Origin of the sequence: Sphingopyxis sp. J-6 (assembly GCF_046603995.1) — a bacterium.
In the GTDB taxonomy this organism is placed as follows: Bacteria; Pseudomonadota; Alphaproteobacteria; order Sphingomonadales; family Sphingomonadaceae; genus Sphingopyxis.
Map to the genome: position 1 here is coordinate 1,706,656 of NZ_CP145810.1, position 15,975 is coordinate 1,722,630.

Genomic DNA, 15,975 nt, shown 5'->3' on the forward strand with positions numbered 1-15,975 from the left:
CGACGGGCAGGATCAGAACGCCGGGTCGTTCGCCGGGTCGTCGCCGAGCGGCGTCACCGCTTCGTGGATGCCGCATTCGGTCTTGTCCCAGCCGCGCCAGCGGCCCGAGCGCGGGTCTTCGCCCGGCTTGACCTTCGATGTGCAGGGCGAGCAGCCGATCGACGGATAGCCATCGGCTTCCAGCGGGTGGCGCGGCAGATCGTGCTCGGCGAAATAGGCGTCGAGCATCTCGCGCGTCCAGTTGGCGAGCGGATTGAATTTCAGGCGGCCGCTATTGCCGTCGAGTTCGAAGCGGGCGAGGCCCTGCCGCGTCGCCGACTGGAAACCCTTCCGCCCGGTGATCGAGGTATCGAAGTCGGCGAGCGCCTTTTCGAGCGGCTTGACCTTGCGGATTTCGCAGCAGCCGTCGGGATCATACGACCAGCGCAGTTCGGTCGCGTCCTTTTTCGCCAGTTCTTCCGGATCGGGGGTCAGGTTGACGATGTTGAGCCCGAGCTTCGCCGCCAGTTCGTCGCGATAGGCGAGCGTTTCGGGAAAATGCTTGCCGGTATCGAGAAACAGCACCGGCATGTCGGGTGCGACGCGCGTGACAAGGTGCAGCAGCACCGCGCTTTCGGCGCCGAAGCTCGACACGATGCCGGTATCGCCGAGCAGGCCGGCCCCGATGACGCTCGCGACCGCTTCCGCGGCATCCTGGCCGCGGAACAGGTTGTTGAGGCGGATGACGTCGGCCTGCGTGAAACGCGGCGCCACGTCGATCCGGTCGCGGGAGCGGGGCTCGGCCTTCACGTCAGCCATGCCTCAACTTCCAGATCGGCACTGCGCCGTCGGCCGCGCCCTGATAATGTTCGGGCCAGCGGGTCAGCGCCGCTTCGACATCGGCGGGATTGAGCGCCTTCTCGGACGCAAAGCTGTCGAAACCGCAGCGCTTCATATAGGCGATCTGGTCGACCAGGACGTCGCCCTGCGCGCGCAATTCGCCGTTATAGCCTGCCTCGCGCAGGATGCGCGCCGACGAATAGCCGCGACCGTCGCGGAACTTGGGGAAAGCGACCTCGATCAGCGCCAGCCGGTCGAGGTGCGGGATCAGCGCGCGTGCATCCTCGTCGGGCTCGAGCCGCACGGCCGTCGCGTTCGACTGCTGCAGGAAGGCATCGAGCGTGACGCAGGGTTCCTCGCCGTCGCTATGCAGATGCTCAACCATAGATCGCCTCCTTGAACGGGGCCATGCCGACACGGCGGAAGGTATCGACAAAGCGTTCGCCATCGGTGCGTTCGGCAAGATATTTGTCGGTGACGCGTTCGATCGCGTCGACGATGCCGTCCTCGTTGAAACCCGGGCCGGTGATCGTGCCCAGCGAGACGTCCTCCGCGCCCGATCCGCCGAGCAACAACTGGTAGTTCTCGGTGCCCTTGCGATCGACCCCCAGGATGCCGATGTGGCCGGCGTGGTGGTGGCCGCAAGCGTTGATGCAGCCCGAAATCTTGAGCTTCAGTTCGCCCAGTTCCTTCTGGCGGCCAAGGTCCGAAAAGCGCGCCGCGATTTTCTGCGCGACCGGGATCGAGCGCGCATTGGCGAGGCTGCAATAGTCGAGCCCGGGGCAGGCGATGATATCGCTGATCAGGTCGAGGTTCGGCGTTGCTAGCCCCGCGCCGTCGAGCGCCTGCCATACCGCGTAAAGATCGGCCTTGCGGACGTGCGGCAAGACGATGTTCTGCGCATGCGTAACGCGCAGCTCGTCATGGCTGTATTGCTCGGCCAGGTCGGCCATCAGGTCGATCTGTGCCGAGCTGGCGTCGCCGGGGATGCCGCCGACGGGCTTCAGGCTGATGTTGACGATCGCATGGCCGGGTACCTTGTGGGCGGCGACATTCTGGTCGACCCAGACCGCGAAGTCGGGGTCGCTACGGTCGATGGCATCGGATGCCGAGGCGTCGAGCGCAGGCGGCGCGAACTGCGCGGCGATACGGTCGAACTCGGCCTTGGGCGGGTCGATGCCGAGCGACTTCACATGTGCATATTCTTCCTCGACCTGGCGGCGATATTCCTCGGCGCCGAGCTCGTGGATCAGGATCTTGATCCGCGCCTTGTAGATATTGTCGCGGCGGCCATAGCGGTTGTAGACGCGCAGGCACGCCTCGGCATAGCTCAGCATATCCTCGAGCGGCACGAAATCCTTGATCAGCGGCGCGATCATCGGGGTGCGGCCCATGCCGCCGCCGACGTAGAAGGCGGCGCCGTGGACGCCGTCCTTCTCGACGATCTGGATACCGATGTCGTGGAGGCGCATCGCGGCGCGATCCTCGTCGGCGGCGATCACCGCGATCTTGAACTTGCGCGGCAGATAGCTGAATTCGGGGTGGAAGCTCGACCATTGGCGCAGCAGTTCGGCCCACGGACGCGGATCGGTGATCTCGTCGGCGGCGGCACCGGCCCACTGGTCCGAGCTGATGTTGCGGATGCAATTGCCGCTGGTCTGGATCGCGTGCATCTCGACCGACGCGAGGTCTTCGAGGATGGCGGGCGCGTCCTCCAGCTTGATCCAGTTATACTGGATATTCTGGCGGGTGGTAAAATGGCCGTAATCGCGGTCGTACTTGCGCGCGATATGCGCGAGCATGCGCATCTGGCGGCTGTCGAGCGTGCCGTAAGGCACCGCGACGCGCAGCATATAGGCGTGGAGTTGGAGATAGAGGCCGTTCATCAGGCGTAGCGGCTTGAACTGGTCTTCGGTGATCTCGCCGGCAAGGCGGCGGCGCACCTGATCGCTGAACTCGGCGACACGCGTGGCAACCATCGCATGGTCATATTCGTCATATTTATACATGTCAGATCACCCAGTCGCCGGCCGCAGGATCGGCGGGTTTCAATGTCAGGTCGGGGCGCACCGTCGGGCCGAGCGCGCGGATGCGGTCCTTGATATGCGCGGGGCGCGGCCCCTCGGGCGTTTGCTCGCCGTCGATGATATAGGGGGCGTTGACGCGGCGGGCGCCTTCCTCGGCAGCCAGGACAGCTTCGCCTTGTTCGCCGACGTCGGCGGCGTCCTCGATGTGCAGCGACCAGTCGGCGCCGGTCCACCAGGTGACAAATCCTGTTTTCAGGTCGTTGCCCGTGAGCAGTTTCATGTGAAGTCCCTTATTCTTGCGGCGACGCCCGGCGCGCCGAGGCAGTCGAGCGCATCGGCGCGCGCCGCGACCTTGCCCACGATGATCAGCGCCGGACTCGCTACATTTTCACGCGCGACGAGGTCGCCGAGATCGGTGAGCAATGTGCGCAGGACGCGCGCATCGGCGGTCGTCCCGCGTTCGATCACAGCGACCGGCAGGTCCGGCGAAACGCCGTCGGCGATCAGCTTGTCGGCGATCGCCGAAGCCGTCGCGAGGCCCATGTAAATTACCAAGGTACGGCCATGACCCGCGAGCCCCGACCAGTCCTGATCGGTCAGATCCTTGCACTGACCCGCGACGAAGCTTACCGCGCTGGCGTCTTCGCGGTGGGTCAGGGGAAGCCCCGCCTGCGCCGCACAGCCCGCCGCCGCGGTGATGCCAGGGACGACCTCCACCGCGACGCCGGACTTGCGCGCTGCGTCGAGTTCCTCGCCGCCGCGACCGAAAATGAAGGGGTCGCCGCCTTTCAGGCGCACGACCTGCCTGCCCGCCAGCGTCTCGCGCACGAGCAGTTCATTGATCAATTCCTGCTTCATCGTATGGCGGCTGCGCTGCTTGGCGACGCTGATCCGCTCGACATGGTCCGGGATCAGCGCCAGCACGCCATCGCCGACCAGCCCGTCGTGAACGACGAGGTCGGCGCTGGCCAGCAACCGCGCCGCGCGCAGCGTCAGCAGGTCGGGATCACCCGGCCCGGCACCGACGAGCCACAGCTTGCCCGCAGAAATCGGAGTCTTTTCCATGCAGCGTAGATGGGCGGCGGCCGGCGATATGGCAAAGCAGGCTTTTTTGACGGCGATGAAGGTAAAATTGGGCCGCGGGTTAAAGGAAGCCCTTGCGGATCAATTTCGGCTTCCCATCGTCGGTTTCGCGCAGCCCGACGCCGATCGACGCGCGCATCGCGTCGCTTTCCGAACTGGCGACCGGATAGGCGCAATAATCGGCGGCGTAAAAGGCGCTCGGCCGGTGATTGCCCGACAAGCCGATGCCGCCGAAAGGTGCAGCCGACGAGGCGCCGTTGGTCGGCCGGTTCCAGTTGATCACCCCGGCGCGCGCATTGGCCCAGAACTGATCGTAAAGTTTCGGCGAGCCGCCGATCAGCGCCGCCGACAGGCCGAAGCTGGTGTTGTTCGCCTCGGCGATCGCGGCTTCGAAGCTTTCGACGCGGATGACCTGCAACAGCGGGCCGAACAGCTCGATATCGGGCCGCTCGGGCATCGCGGTGACGTCGATGATTCCCGGGGTCAGGAACGGCCGGCCGGGCACCGGGCGGGTCATGTGGCGAATGACCTGACCGCCGTTCGACATCAGGATCAGGAAGCTTTCGGTCAGTCCGTCGGCGGCGTCATTGTCGATCACCGGGCCCATATAGGGCGCCGGATCGGCGTGCGGATGGTCGACGATCAGCCGGTTCGCAAGGTCGCGAACCTGTTCGATCAGCCCGTCGGCGAGCGCTTCCTTGACGATCAGCCGCCGCGCATTGGTACAGCGCTGTCCGGCGCTGAGGAACGCCGACTGGACGACGAGGATCGCGGCGGTCCGGATGTCGGCGGTGTCCCAGACGACGATCGGGTTGTTACCGCCCATTTCGAGCGCGAGAATCTTGTCGGGACGGTTGGCGAACTGGCGGTTGAGCGTCAGGCCGGTGCGCGCCGAGCCGGTGAAGAGCAGGCCGTCGATGTCCGGATGGCCGGCCAGTGCCTTGCCCGTATCGGGGCCGCCGACGACAAGGCGGAGCACCTCCTTGGGGACACCGGCGCTGTGGAACAGATCGACCAGCATCGCGCCGACCGCCGGGGTTTTTTCCGACGGTTTGAAGATCACCGAATTGCCTGCGAGCAAAGCAGGGACGATGTGGCCGTTCGGCAGATGTGCGGGGAAGTTATAGGGGCCGAGCACCGCCAGCGCGCCGTGCGGCTTGTGGCGCACGGCGTTGCGTAACCCCATCGCCCCCTCGATGCGCCGGTTCGGCGTCCGTTCGGCATAGGCGGTGACCGAAATATCGACCTTGTTCGCGACGGATTCGACCTCGGTGCGCGCCTCCCACAGCGGCTTGCCGGTTTCGCGCGCGATCAGATCGGCCAGCTTTTCGCCTTCGGCTTTCACCCGATCGGCGAAGCGGCGGAGCGTTTCGCTCCGGAAGGTCAGCGGCTTTGCGGCCCATTCGGGCCATGCTGCCTTGGCGATGGCAACCTCTTGATCGACATTGCTGACGGGCGCGCGCCACAATTCTTCGCCGGAGGCGGGCTCGTACGAAAGCAACTCTTCGCTCATGCCGGATGCCTTATCGGCGAAAGGCGGCGGCGGCAACCGACGGATGGCTTGCACGCGGGCGCGGGGTTGGCGATAGACGCGGGCGGAGCAGCGAACGCAGGCAGGCGAAAAAGGGGACGCGTCATTTCGGTCAAACAGGACAGCCGCCGCGACTGGTCGGACCATTATTGGTGGTCGGGCGACGGGGTGCGGCTGCATGCGCGAATCTATGCCGCGCCGCCGGGACGCGAAAATGCGCCGCCGGTCCTGTGCCTGCCGGGGCTCGCGCGCAATGCCCGCGATTTCGAAGCGGTCGCGCCGCATGTGGCGCAGCAACGCAGGGTGATCGTCGTCGAGTTTCGCGGCCGCGGCGAGAGCGCCTATGCCAAGGATCCGATGACCTATGTACCCCTGACCTATGTTCAGGATGTTGTCGCGCTGCTCGATGAGCTGGCGATCGATCGTTTTGCGACGATCGGCACCTCGCTCGGCGGGCTCGTCTCGATGTTGATCGCGGCAAGTCTGCCCGGGCGCCTTGCCGGCGCGGTGCTCAACGATGTCGGTCCCGAGCTTGAAACTGCCGGCTTGGAACGTATTCGCGACTATATCGGCGTGGGCGGCAGCCAGCCGACATGGATGCATGCCGCGCGCGCCGTGGCCGAACTCAATGGCGCGGTCTATCCCGGTTATGAAATCCATGACTGGTTGCGCCTGACCAAGCGCACCCACCGCCTGACCCCCGAAGGGCGCATCGTGACCGATTATGACAAGCAGATCGCCGCCCCGCTGCGCGTCCCGAACAGCGACGGCGGGGTCGATCTGTGGCCGGCGTATCAGGCGCTGGGCGATGTACCGGTGTTGATCCTGCGCGGCCAGCATTCGGATATTCTGGCGGGGCCGGCGGCCGCGAAGATGGCGACAAAGCTGCCCCGCGCCCGGCTCGTCGAGGTGCCCGGCGTCGGCCACGCGCCGACGATGGACGAGCCCGAGGCGCGTACCGCCATCGATGCGTGGGTTGCGGAATTGCCGGCGGCGTGACGGGCTCGGTTCCCCCGGCACGGCTGCTCCATCTCCATTCGAGCTTCTCGCTCGGCGGCAAGGAGGCCCGCGCCGTCCGGTTGATGAACCTGATGGGCCCGCGCGCCAGCCATGTCATCCTGTCGGCGGTGCCCGATGCGCTGGGTGCGCGCGATGCGATTGATCCGGGGATCGACGTCCGCTTTCCCGCCGATGCGCCACCGCTTCACGGCAAGCCGGCGCCTGCGCGCTACCGCGCGCTTGCGCGGTACATGCAGCAGTTCGATCTCGTCCTCAGCTATAATTGGGGGTCGATGGACGGGGTGATGGCGCATCGGATATTCGCGCCCTTTCGCGCGCTGCCGCCACTGGTCCACCATGAGGACGGGTTCAACGAGGACGAGAGCGTCCGGCGTAACTGGAAACGCAATGCGTTCCGGCGGCTCGCACTGCCGACTGCCGAGGCGTTGGTGGTGCCTTCGGTTCTGCTCGAACGCATCGCGACCGAGGAATGGAGGGCAGGGCGCCGTACCCGGCTGATCCGCAACGGGATCGATATCGCCGCCTACGCTCGCGGTCCCGATCTCCCGATCGCTGGCCTGGATCGCCGCGACGGCGAAGTGGTGGTCGGCACCGTTGCCGGGCTTCGCAAGGTCAAGGATCTGCCGCGTCTGGTGCGGGCTGTGGCAGCGTTGCCGGAGAATGTCAGGCTGGTGATCGTCGGCGAGGGGCCCGAGCGCGATGCGATTGCCGCCGAAGCGGCGGCGTCCGGCATGGCGGATCGTCTCGTGATGCCGGGCTTCATGCGCGAGCCGGCGCGCTGGATCGGCCATTTCGACTTGCTCGCGCTATCGTCGCGCAGCGAACAGGCGCCGATCGCGGTGATCGAGGCGATGGCGGCCGGCCTGCCTGTCGTCAGCCCCGATGTCGGTGACGTCGCGGCGATGGTCGGGCGGGAAAACCGGCGCTTTGTCGCTGGCGACGACGATCGTTTTCGCGGCGCATTCGCGGAACTGGTGCGCGACGCGACGCTGCGGGCGCGGATCGGCGCCGCGAACCGGCGCGTCGCGACCGAATGCTTCGACGAATCAACCATGGTCGCCGCCTATGAAAATCTCTATGGTCAGGCACTTGCAGGACGCCGCCTGTTCACCGGGAAGTGAAGCGGCGCGCCATTGACTTTCATCGCCGGTTTCCGCTTACGGAAGCCGCATCGGGGGCCCGCCGGTACCAGCAAGCGGGTGGAGAGAAAGAGGTTTAACGTGTTCAAAGGTTTGAAGCCCATTCTTTACGGTGGACGTGAAGTTTGGCCGCTGGTCGAAGGCGGCAAGGGCGTTTCGGCGACCAACCATATGTCGAGCGGCGCGTGGGCCGCGGCAGGCGGCATCGGTACCGTTTCGGCGGTCAACGCCGACAGTTACGACGCCGAAGGCAAGATCATCCCCCAGGTCTATCACGCCCTGACCCGCAAGGAGCGCCATGAAGAGCTGATCCAATATGGCATCGAAGGCGCGGTTGCGCAGGTTGAGCGGGCTTATGAAGTATCGGGCGGCAAGGGCGCGATCAATATCAACGTGCTGTGGGAAATGGGCGGCGCGCAGCAGATCCTCGAGGGCGTACTCGCGCGCACCAAGGGGATGGTGACGGGTGTTACCTGCGGCGCCGGCATGCCTTACAAGCTCAGCGAAATAGCCGAGCGGCACAATGTCCTGTACCTGCCGATCATCAGCTCGGCGCGCGCCTTTCGCGCCCTGTGGAAACGTGCTTACAGCAAGGTTCCGCACCTGCTCGGCGCCGTGGTCTATGAAGACCCCTGGCTTGCGGGCGGCCACAACGGCTTGTCGAACGCCGAAGATCCGCTGGTTCCGCAGGATCCCTATCCGCGTGTCGCGGCTGTACGTGAAACGATGCGCGCAGAAGGGATTGCCGACAGCGTGCCGATCGTGATGGCGGGGGGCGTCTGGTATCTGCGCGACTGGGAAAACTGGATCGACAATCCCGAGCTCGGTCAGATCGTCTTCCAGTACGGCACGCGACCGCTGCTGACCGAAGAAAGCCCGATCCCGCAGGCATGGAAGGACCGGCTCCGCACGCTCGACGACGGCGACGTGTTGCTCCATCGTTTCTCGCCGACCGGCTTTTATTCGAGCGCGGTGCGCACACCGTTCCTGCGCGACCTCGAAGCGCGCTCGGAACGCCAGATTCCCTATTCGAAGCAGGAAGCGGGCGATCATATCGTCCAGCTCGACGTCGGGGTGAAGGGCAAGAATTTCTGGGTTACGCCGCACGATCGGGCAAGGGCGCGCGACTGGGTGGCGGAAGGTTATACGGAGGCGTTGAAGACCCCCGACAATACGGTGGTTTTCGTCACCGACAAGGACAAGGCGATCATCCGCAAGGACCAGACCGATTGCATGGGCTGCCTGTCGCACTGCGGTTTTTCGTCGTGGAAGGACCATGACGACTATACCACCGGTTATCTCGCCGATCCGCGCAGCTTCTGCATCCAGAAAACGTTGCAGGACATCGCGCACGGCGGTGACCCCGAACAAAATCTGATGTTCGCGGGCCACGCCGCGTTCAATTTCAAGACCGATCCCTTTTATTCGAACAATTTCACCCCGACGGTGAAGCAGCTCGTCGACCGGATCCTGACTGGGGATTAGGGCGTTAGGCCCAGCCCTCCAGCACCTGATCCGGCGGCCGGTGGCCGTCGCACCAGGCGCGGATGTTGGCGATGACCTTTTCGCCCGATGCCTCGCGACCCTCGATCGTTGCCGAGCCGAGGTGCGGGAGCAGCACGACATTGTCGAGCGCGAGCAGGGCGGGGTCGACCGCCGGTTCGTGCGTATAGACGTCGAGCCCCGCGCCCGCGATACGCCCGGCCTGAAGCGCCGCGACCAGCGCCTTTTCGTCGACGATCTCGCCGCGCGCGGTGTTGATGAGGTAAGCGGTCGGCTTCATCGCCGCGATCCGCTTGGCGCTCACCAGTTCGTGGGTTTCGCTGGTGTGCGGGCAGTGGATGGTCAGGATGTCGCTGATCCGCAGCAGCGTATCGATGCTCGCGTGATAGCTTGCGCCCAGTTCTTCCTCGATCGCCTCGGGCAGGCGTTTGCGGTTGTGATAATGGATCGACAGGCCGAAAGCGCGGGCGCGGCGCGCCACCGCCAGGCCGATGCGCCCCATGCCGACGATGCCGAGCAGCTTGCCGCCGACCCGGTGGCCCAGCATCGTGCTCGGCGCCCAGCCTTCCCATTTGCCCGAGCGCATCAGCTTTTCGCCCTCGGCAAGGCGACGCGGAACCGACAGGATCAGCGCCATCGTCATGTCGGCGGTATCTTCGGTGAACACGCCGGGCGTATTCGACACCATGATGCCCTTGGCGCGCGCCGCGGCAAGGTCGATATGATCAACCCCGGCGCCGAAATTGGCGATGAGCTTCAGTCGGTCGCCCGCCGCCGCGATAATCTCCGCATCGATATTGTCGGTCACCGTCGGCACGAAGACGTCGCAATCGGCGGCCGCCGCCTTCAGTTGCTCGATCGAAAAAGCCTCGTCATGCGCGGACAGCGCGACGTCGAACAATTCGGCCATGCGCCCCTCGACATGGGGCATCAACTGGCGGGTGACGATGACGCGCGGGCGTTTGGGGCGGGATGAATCGGTCATGGGCGCCGATAGAGCGCGCCGATGCGCGGGGGTCAAGGGGCAGGGAACGGGCCGATGTTGTGGAGATCGTTCGTTGCAGTGCAGCGACCGGTTGAAAAGACCCGCCGATTTTGACAAGGCTGACGCATGACCAGCCGCCGCCTAGCCGTAATTCTGCTGTCGCTTGCCGTCGTGGGACCGGCGAGCGCGCAATCCGACCCGCAGCTTCCCTATTGGGCATCGATCAGCGTCGACGAGGCGCGGATGCGCAAGGGGCCGTCGCCCGACGTGCCGGTGATCTGGGAATATCGCCGCAAGGATTTGCCGGTGAAAGTTGTCGCGCGTTTCGAAAACTGGCGGAAGATCGAAGATCCCGACGGGACGCAGGGCTGGATGGCGGCGCGGCTGCTCAGCCGGACGCGTACGGCCATCGTCACCGAAGAAATACGTCCGCTGCGCGAGGCGGCAAGCCTGTCGTCGGCGATCGCCTACCGCGCCGAGCCCGGCGTCGTCGGAAAGATCACCGACTGCGCGAACGGCTGGTGCCTGTTCGACGTCAAGGGCCGGCGCGGCTGGATCCAGACCGACCATATCTGGGGCGACTGACGCCCCGGACATGCGCAGATGATTATTTCGCCTTGGGCGTGACCGTCACGACAGTGCCGTCGTCGGCGGTCGCGGTGAAGCTGCCGTCGGCGCCGGGTTTGGTGACCGCCCAGCACATGCCCATTTCATCGCCATCGGGATCGAAGCAATCTTTGCCGTCGTGGGTCGCATATTGGCCCTTCACCTGCTTGCCCTTGGCGTCGGTGTCGACATAGGTGCCATCGGCGTTGATCGTCGTGGTCGCCATCGTGCCATCGGCCATTTTCACATCGTACGTCCCCGGCCGCGTTCCCGAGTCGGCAGCAGGTGCGGGCGCGGCCTCGGCGGCCGGCTCGGCGGCAACTTCCTTTTTCTCTTCAGCCTTTTGCGAACAGGCCGACAGCGCCGCGAACGCGGCCAGCAGAACCAGCTTTTTCATGTTCGTCTCTCCCCTCTTCGGAGCACGAAGGCTATGCCTTTCGTGAGGGAGCGGCAACGACAATCGCCATGACGAAAAGGGCCGATGGTTGCCCATCGACCCTTCACGGGATTCAAGCGATAGTATCGCTCAGCGCCAGCGGAAATGGTTGCGGTAAACCTGGATTACCTTGCCGCTGCGGACATTGACGAGCAGCAGGTCGTTGTAATGACGTACATAGGTCAGGTTGCGGTTCGCGCGCGGCACGCCCCAGCGGCTGTCCCATGCGGGGCGATAGGCCGGTGCGTAATAGCTCGAGCGCAACGTCGACCCGACGCGGAACGACTGGTAGCGGAACGGGGCGCGATAATTCTGGTAACGCGTGTCGCGGCGCCAGTCGCGCTGGCTTTCGCGCAAGTCCTTGCGTGCGTCCCGCACATCGTGGCGGGCATTGCGAACGTCGCCGCGGTCGCCGTAGCGCTGGGCGTGGCGGAGATCGCGCTTATCTTCGCGCAATTCCTTGCGGTCGTTGCGGATTTCACGGGTCTGGGCCTGCGCCATCGCCGGGACCATCATCGCGGCGATCAGGCCGGCGGTGAGAAATTTGCTCTTCATGGTGCCATTCCTTTCAGTCGGTCAGGGGGGAGGGATCTGCCCGATGACAAGGAATGAATAGGCGCGCCGGCTTGAACCGAACCGGAATGCCGCGTTTATTTTCAGGTCATTACTGTCGCAAAATGTCGCGCACCCCGGCCGGCCGTGCGGCCGGCCGGGGCATGCCGGCGATCAGACGATTTCGATCGCCACCGCGGTCGCTTCGCCGCCGCCGATGCAGAGGCTGGCGATGCCGCGCTTCTTGCCGTGGCGCTGCAGCGCCGCGATCAGCGTGGTGATGATGCGCGTGCCGCTGGCGCCGATCGGGTGGCCGAGCGCGGTCGCGCCGCCATGGACGTTGATCTTGTCGTGCGGGATGCCGAGGTCGTGCATCGCGAACATCGCGACGCAGGCAAAGGCTTCGTTGACCTCGAAGAGTTCGACGTCGCCGATCGTCCAGCCGGCCTTGGCGAGCACCTTGTTGATCGCGCCGACGGGCGCGATGGTGAAATCCTTGGGTTCCTGCGCATGCGCGGCGTGCGCAACGAGCCGCGCCACCGGCTTGGCGCCCTTGGCTTCGGCGACCGACTGGCGCGCCAGCACGACGGCGGCGGCGCCGTCGGAGATCGACGAACTGGTCGCCGCGGTAATCGTACCGTCCTTGGCGAATGCGGGCTTCAGCGTCGGAATCTTGTCGGGCATGCCCTTGCCGGGCGCTTCGTCGGTGTCGATGACGACATCGCCCTTGCGGCCCGAAATGGTGACGGGTGCGATTTCATTGGCGAAGGCGCCATCGGCAATCGCGGCCTTGGCGCGATTGAGCGACTCGATCGAATAATCGTCCTGCGCCTGACGGCTGAGCTGATAGGCGTCGGCGGTGTCCTGTGCGAAGGTGCCCATGGCGCGCCCGGCTTCATAGGCATCCTCGAGCCCGTCGAGGAACATATGGTCATAGGCAGTGTCGTGACCGATGCGGGCGCCCGAGCGGTGCTTCTTGAGCAGATAGGGCGCATTGGTCATCGATTCCATGCCGCCCGCGACGACGACGTCGACGCTGCCTGCGGCGAGCGCTTCGGCGCCCATGATCACGGTCTGCATGCCCGAACCGCAGACCTTGTTGACGGTCGTCGCCTGCACCGACTTGGGCAGGCCGGCCTTGATCGCGGCCTGCCGCGCCGGTGCCTGGCCAAGACCGGCAGGAAGCACGCAGCCCATATAAATGCGCTCGATGTCGTCGCCCGACACGCCGGCGCGCTCGACCGCTGCCTTGACCGCGGTCGCACCGAGATCGGTCGCGCTCGCGTCCGACAGGCTGCCCTGCATGCTGCCCATCGGAGTGCGGGCATAGGAGAGGAAGACGACGGGATCGGTGGCGGTCATGGGACAAGACTCCGTAAGGGAAAGATACGTCGGCGGGTCGCTTAGCGGAAATGCTGCACGTGCGAAAGGGGCGGGAAGGAGATGGGGAGCCGGTTTCATCTTGCAACCCGCCGCGCAGCGTGATCAAACGCAGCGAACAGATATGGGGAGACGGGTCATGGCCACCGCGATCAAGCAAGATCTAGCCGGCGAAACCGCGCGCATGCACGAAGTACTTGCGGCGCAGAAGGCGAGCTTCACCGCGGCGATGCCCGAAAGCCTTGCGGTCAGGCGCGACCGTATCGACCGCGCGATCGCGCTGCTCGTCGACAATGCCGAGGATTTCGCCAAGGCGGTGAGCGAGGATTTCGGCCATCGCAGCCGCGATCAGACGCTGATGACCGATATCATGCCGTCGGTCAGCGCGCTGAAGCATGCCAAAAAACATATGGCGGCCTGGTCGAAGGGGGAGAAGCGCAAGCCGACCTTTCCGCTCGGCCTGCTCGGCGCGAAGGCCGAGGTTGTCTATCAGCCCAAGGGGGTCGTCGGCGTCGTGGCGCCGTGGAATTTCCCCGTCGGCATGGTTTTCGTGCCGATGGCGGGCATCCTCGCCGCCGGTAATCGCGCGATGGTCAAGCCGAGCGAATTCACCGAAAATGTCTCGGCGTTGATGGCGCGGCTGGTTCCAGACTATTTCGACGAGAGCGAAATGGCGGTGTTCACCGGCGATGCCGACGTCGGCATCGCTTTCTCGAAGCTCGCCTTCGACCATATGATCTTCACCGGCGCGACCAGCGTCGGGCGCCATATCATGCGCGCCGCGGCCGATAACCTCGTGCCGGTGACGCTCGAACTGGGCGGCAAGTCGCCGACCTTTATCGGGCGCAGCGCGAACAAGGATCTCGTCGGCCAGCGCGTCGCGCTCGGCAAGATGATGAATGCCGGCCAGATCTGCCTGGCGCCCGACTATCTGCTTGTTGCCGAGGACCAGGAAGGCGCGGTGATCGACAGCGTGACGAAGGGCGCGGCCGCGCTCTATCCGACATTGCTCGCCAACGACGATTACACCTCGGTCGTCAACACGCGCAATTACGACCGCCTGCAATCCTATCTGACCGATGCGCGCGACAAGGGGGCCGAGGTGATCGAGGTCAATCCCGGCGGTGAGGATTTCGCGAGCTCGAACGGTCACAAGATGCCGCTGCATATCGTGCGCAACCCGACCGACGACATGAAGGTGATGCAGGAGGAAATCTTCGGTCCGATCCTGCCGGTGAAGACGTACAAGACGATCGACGATGCGATCGACTATGTGAATGCGAACGACCGCCCGCTCGGCCTTTATTATTTCGGGCAGGACAAGAGCGAGGAGGACCGCGTGCTGACGCGGACGATCTCCGGCGGGGTCACGGTCAACGACGTGCTGTTCCACAACGCCATGGAGGATCTGCCCTTCGGCGGCGTCGGGCCGTCGGGCATGGGCAATTACCACGGGGTCGACGGTTTCCGCACCTTCAGCCACGCGCGCGCCGTCTATCGTCAGCCCAAGCTCGATGTCGCGGGGCTCGCGGGCTTCAAGCCGCCCTACGGCAAGGCGACGGCGAAGACGCTGGCGAAGGAACTGAAGAAGTAGCTCAGTCTTTCCCGGCGATCTTGATGTCCTTGCCGAGCAGCGTTTTGACATAGACTCGCTGGACGAGGACATAGACGACGACGGTCAGCGGCGCGGCGAGCAATACGCCGAGGAAGCCGAACAATATGCCCGCGGCGACGACCGCGAACAACAGCACCGCGGGCGGCACGTCGACCGCCTGTTTCTGGATCATCGGTTGCAGGAAATTGCCCTGCAACTGCTGGATCGCGAGGAAGAGGATCAGTGTCCACAGCGCGGTCGCGGGCGAGACGGTGAAGGCGAGCAGCACGGCGGGGACGCCGGCGATGATCGGGCCGATCATCGGGATCACGTCGAGCAGCCCCGCGATCAGGCCGAGGCCGCCCGCCGCGGGGACGCCGAGCGCGGCGAGGCCCGCCCAGGTGAGCGCCGCGACCACGAGTGAGGATACTGCCTGACCGACCATCCAGCCCTTGAGGCCGCGGCCGGCATCATCGAGTGCGAGTGCCGCGGTTTCCTCGGCCTTTGCGGGCATCATCAGCAACAGCCCGCGCCGATATGTCGCAGGGTCGCTGGCGAGGAAGATCGCGGCGACGAGAACAAGGACGAAATCGGCGATCCCGCTGCCCGCGGCCAGCGCATAACCGCCCGCCTCGGACAGCAGCCGCGAGATATCGTCGCTGCCGACCGCGGCAAGTTCGCGCACCCGCTGGCCAAGCCCGTAGCGGTCGAGGAAGGCTTCGAGGCCCGCCAGCGCCTGCGGAATCCGGCGCTGGATCGTGTCGATCTCGTTTGCGAGCTGCGAACCGAACAGCATGAAGGCACCCGCGAAGATCGCGACGATCCCCGCGACCGAAAGCGCGAGGGCGATGCCGCGCCCGATCCGCGTCCGGCGGCACAGCCAGCTCGCGATCGCATCGAACACCGCGCCGAGCACGATGGCGGCGAAGACCAGCATGAAAAAGCGGGTCAACGTCACCGTAAGCCACGCCACCGCGACGATCGCGATGACAGTCACCGCCGCCCCGGCGATCCGCCCGGGGCCAAAGGGCGGCGCCGGTTCGGCCTTGGCGCGCGAGCGGGAAGGTGGGGCAGGCGAGGCCTTGGTCTTTTCGGTCATGCGCCCGTCTTATGCATGAAGCCGCTTATCCACTAGACTAAAACCACCTTTCTGTGGCAACGGCTGCGCGCATCGGCGTCGGCGGGAATCATTTTCCACCTTCGACCGTCCACGGGCCCCTGTGGTGAAATTGGTAGACGCGCTCGACTCAAAATCGAGTTCCGCAAGGAGTGCTGGTTCGAGTCCGGCCAGGGGCACCAT

General features: G+C 65.2%; 16 protein-coding genes and 1 tRNA gene. 6 read left to right on the forward strand and 11 right to left on the reverse strand.

The window, feature by feature from the left end; genetic code table 11:
- Positions 1-12: 12 nt before the first annotated feature.
- The 6 genes from V6U71_RS08150 to astD all read right to left on the reverse strand — a co-directional run bounded on the left by V6U71_RS08150 (position 13) and on the right by astD (position 5,442).
- Entirely contained in the window at positions 13-798 is a 786-nt protein-coding gene (locus V6U71_RS08150) for a phosphoadenylyl-sulfate reductase (RefSeq protein ID WP_411341773.1), read from the reverse strand.
- Positions 791-1,204, reverse strand: a complete 414-nt coding sequence (locus tag V6U71_RS08155; protein WP_411341774.1) for a DUF934 domain-containing protein — start codon at positions 1,202-1,204, stop codon at positions 791-793. The genes V6U71_RS08150 and V6U71_RS08155 overlap by 8 nt, the downstream gene beginning before the upstream one ends.
- Complete coding sequence (locus V6U71_RS08160; protein ID WP_411341775.1) at positions 1,197-2,828, reverse strand: nitrite/sulfite reductase; 1,632 nt, start codon at positions 2,826-2,828, stop codon at positions 1,197-1,199. Before V6U71_RS08160 ends, V6U71_RS08155 begins: the two co-directional genes overlap by 8 nt.
- A gap of 1 nt (position 2,829) precedes the next feature.
- Positions 2,830-3,126, reverse strand: a complete 297-nt coding sequence (locus V6U71_RS08165; RefSeq protein WP_054587476.1) for a DUF2849 domain-containing protein — start codon at positions 3,124-3,126, stop codon at positions 2,830-2,832.
- Complete coding sequence (cobA, locus tag V6U71_RS08170) at positions 3,123-3,911, reverse strand: uroporphyrinogen-III C-methyltransferase (RefSeq protein WP_411341776.1); 789 nt, start codon at positions 3,909-3,911, stop codon at positions 3,123-3,125. Before cobA ends, V6U71_RS08165 begins: the two co-directional genes overlap by 4 nt.
- A gap of 79 nt (positions 3,912-3,990) precedes the next feature.
- On the reverse strand, positions 3,991-5,442 hold the full coding sequence (gene astD, locus V6U71_RS08175; protein ID WP_411341777.1) for a succinylglutamate-semialdehyde dehydrogenase: 1,452 nt from the start codon (positions 5,440-5,442) through the stop codon (positions 3,991-3,993).
- A 123-nt stretch (positions 5,443-5,565) separates the two neighbouring features.
- On the opposite strand from astD, the gene V6U71_RS08180 reads away from it, so the two are divergent.
- The 3 genes from V6U71_RS08180 to V6U71_RS08190 all read left to right on the forward strand — a co-directional run bounded on the left by V6U71_RS08180 (position 5,566) and on the right by V6U71_RS08190 (position 9,104).
- Entirely contained in the window at positions 5,566-6,459 is an 894-nt protein-coding gene (locus V6U71_RS08180; protein WP_411342326.1) for an alpha/beta fold hydrolase, read from the forward strand.
- Positions 6,456-7,601 carry a glycosyltransferase gene (locus V6U71_RS08185; RefSeq protein ID WP_411341778.1) on the forward strand — a complete coding sequence of 382 codons (1,146 nt, stop codon included), beginning with the start codon at positions 6,456-6,458 and terminating at the stop codon, positions 7,599-7,601. Before V6U71_RS08180 ends, V6U71_RS08185 begins: the two co-directional genes overlap by 4 nt.
- Before the next feature lie 99 nt (positions 7,602-7,700).
- On the forward strand, positions 7,701-9,104 hold the full coding sequence (locus V6U71_RS08190) for an NAD(P)H-dependent flavin oxidoreductase (protein WP_411341779.1): 1,404 nt from the start codon (positions 7,701-7,703) through the stop codon (positions 9,102-9,104).
- Positions 9,105-9,108: 4 nt separating this feature from the next.
- Here the strand turns inward: V6U71_RS08190 and V6U71_RS08195 are convergent, their stop codons facing one another.
- The gene (locus tag V6U71_RS08195) at positions 9,109-10,107 is read right to left on the reverse strand and encodes a 2-hydroxyacid dehydrogenase (RefSeq protein ID WP_411341780.1); all 999 of its coding nucleotides are present in this window, start codon (positions 10,105-10,107) and stop codon (positions 9,109-9,111) included.
- Positions 10,108-10,233: 126 nt separating this feature from the next.
- Here V6U71_RS08195 and V6U71_RS08200 point away from each other — a divergent pair, with 126 nt between their 5' ends.
- Positions 10,234-10,692, forward strand: a complete 459-nt coding sequence (locus tag V6U71_RS08200) for an SH3 domain-containing protein (RefSeq protein WP_411341781.1) — start codon at positions 10,234-10,236, stop codon at positions 10,690-10,692.
- A 22-nt stretch (positions 10,693-10,714) separates the two neighbouring features.
- On the opposite strand, the gene V6U71_RS08205 is transcribed toward V6U71_RS08200, so the two are convergent.
- The 3 genes from V6U71_RS08205 to V6U71_RS08215 form a co-directional block, all read right to left on the reverse strand.
- Positions 10,715-11,110 (reverse strand): hypothetical protein, encoded by a 396-nt coding sequence (locus V6U71_RS08205; RefSeq protein ID WP_411341782.1) that lies wholly within the window; start codon positions 11,108-11,110, stop codon positions 10,715-10,717.
- A gap of 129 nt (positions 11,111-11,239) precedes the next feature.
- A complete protein-coding gene (locus V6U71_RS08210; protein WP_411341783.1) occupies positions 11,240-11,704 on the reverse strand; it encodes a hypothetical protein in 465 nt (154 codons plus the stop codon).
- Between the two features lie 171 nt (positions 11,705-11,875).
- Positions 11,876-13,063: an acetyl-CoA C-acyltransferase gene (locus tag V6U71_RS08215; protein ID WP_411341784.1), complete on the reverse strand. Its 1,188-nt coding sequence runs from the start codon at positions 13,061-13,063 to the stop codon at positions 11,876-11,878.
- Positions 13,064-13,220: 157 nt separating this feature from the next.
- Here V6U71_RS08215 and V6U71_RS08220 point away from each other — a divergent pair, with 157 nt between their 5' ends.
- Complete coding sequence (locus V6U71_RS08220; RefSeq protein WP_411341785.1) at positions 13,221-14,675, forward strand: coniferyl aldehyde dehydrogenase; 1,455 nt, start codon at positions 13,221-13,223, stop codon at positions 14,673-14,675.
- A 1-nt stretch (position 14,676) separates the two neighbouring features.
- On the opposite strand, the gene V6U71_RS08225 is transcribed toward V6U71_RS08220, so the two are convergent.
- Entirely contained in the window at positions 14,677-15,774 is a 1,098-nt protein-coding gene (locus V6U71_RS08225; RefSeq protein WP_411341786.1) for an AI-2E family transporter, read from the reverse strand.
- A gap of 115 nt (positions 15,775-15,889) precedes the next feature.
- Here V6U71_RS08225 and V6U71_RS08230 point away from each other — a divergent pair.
- A tRNA-Leu gene (locus V6U71_RS08230) sits at positions 15,890-15,974 on the forward strand.
- Position 15,975 lies beyond the last annotated feature (1 nt).

What these genes read in the sequence shown, in the direction of transcription:
- cobA (WP_411341776.1), bottom strand. Translation starts at nt 3,911, where the DNA reads ATGGAAAAGACTCCGATTTCTGCGGGCAAGCTGTGGCTCGTCGGTGCC.
- V6U71_RS08215 (WP_411341784.1), bottom strand. Translation starts at nt 13,063, where the DNA reads ATGACCGCCACCGATCCCGTCGTCTTCCTCTCCTATGCCCGCACTCCG.
- V6U71_RS08225 (WP_411341786.1), bottom strand. Translation starts at nt 15,774, where the DNA reads ATGACCGAAAAGACCAAGGCCTCGCCTGCCCCACCTTCCCGCTCGCGC.
- V6U71_RS08195 (WP_411341780.1), bottom strand. Translation starts at nt 10,107, where the DNA reads ATGACCGATTCATCCCGCCCCAAACGCCCGCGCGTCATCGTCACCCGC.
- V6U71_RS08220 (WP_411341785.1), top strand. Translation starts at nt 13,221, where the DNA reads ATGGCCACCGCGATCAAGCAAGATCTAGCCGGCGAAACCGCGCGCATG.
- V6U71_RS08165 (WP_054587476.1), bottom strand. Translation starts at nt 3,126, where the DNA reads ATGAAACTGCTCACGGGCAACGACCTGAAAACAGGATTTGTCACCTGG.
- astD (WP_411341777.1), bottom strand. Translation starts at nt 5,442, where the DNA reads ATGAGCGAAGAGTTGCTTTCGTACGAGCCCGCCTCCGGCGAAGAATTG.
- V6U71_RS08160 (WP_411341775.1), bottom strand. Translation starts at nt 2,828, where the DNA reads ATGTATAAATATGACGAATATGACCATGCGATGGTTGCCACGCGTGTC.
- V6U71_RS08155 (WP_411341774.1), bottom strand. Translation starts at nt 1,204, where the DNA reads ATGGTTGAGCATCTGCATAGCGACGGCGAGGAACCCTGCGTCACGCTC.
- V6U71_RS08205 (WP_411341782.1), bottom strand. Translation starts at nt 11,110, where the DNA reads ATGAAAAAGCTGGTTCTGCTGGCCGCGTTCGCGGCGCTGTCGGCCTGT.
- V6U71_RS08200 (WP_411341781.1), top strand. Translation starts at nt 10,234, where the DNA reads ATGACCAGCCGCCGCCTAGCCGTAATTCTGCTGTCGCTTGCCGTCGTG.
- V6U71_RS08150 (WP_411341773.1), bottom strand. Translation starts at nt 798, where the DNA reads ATGGCTGACGTGAAGGCCGAGCCCCGCTCCCGCGACCGGATCGACGTG.
- V6U71_RS08210 (WP_411341783.1), bottom strand. Translation starts at nt 11,704, where the DNA reads ATGAAGAGCAAATTTCTCACCGCCGGCCTGATCGCCGCGATGATGGTC.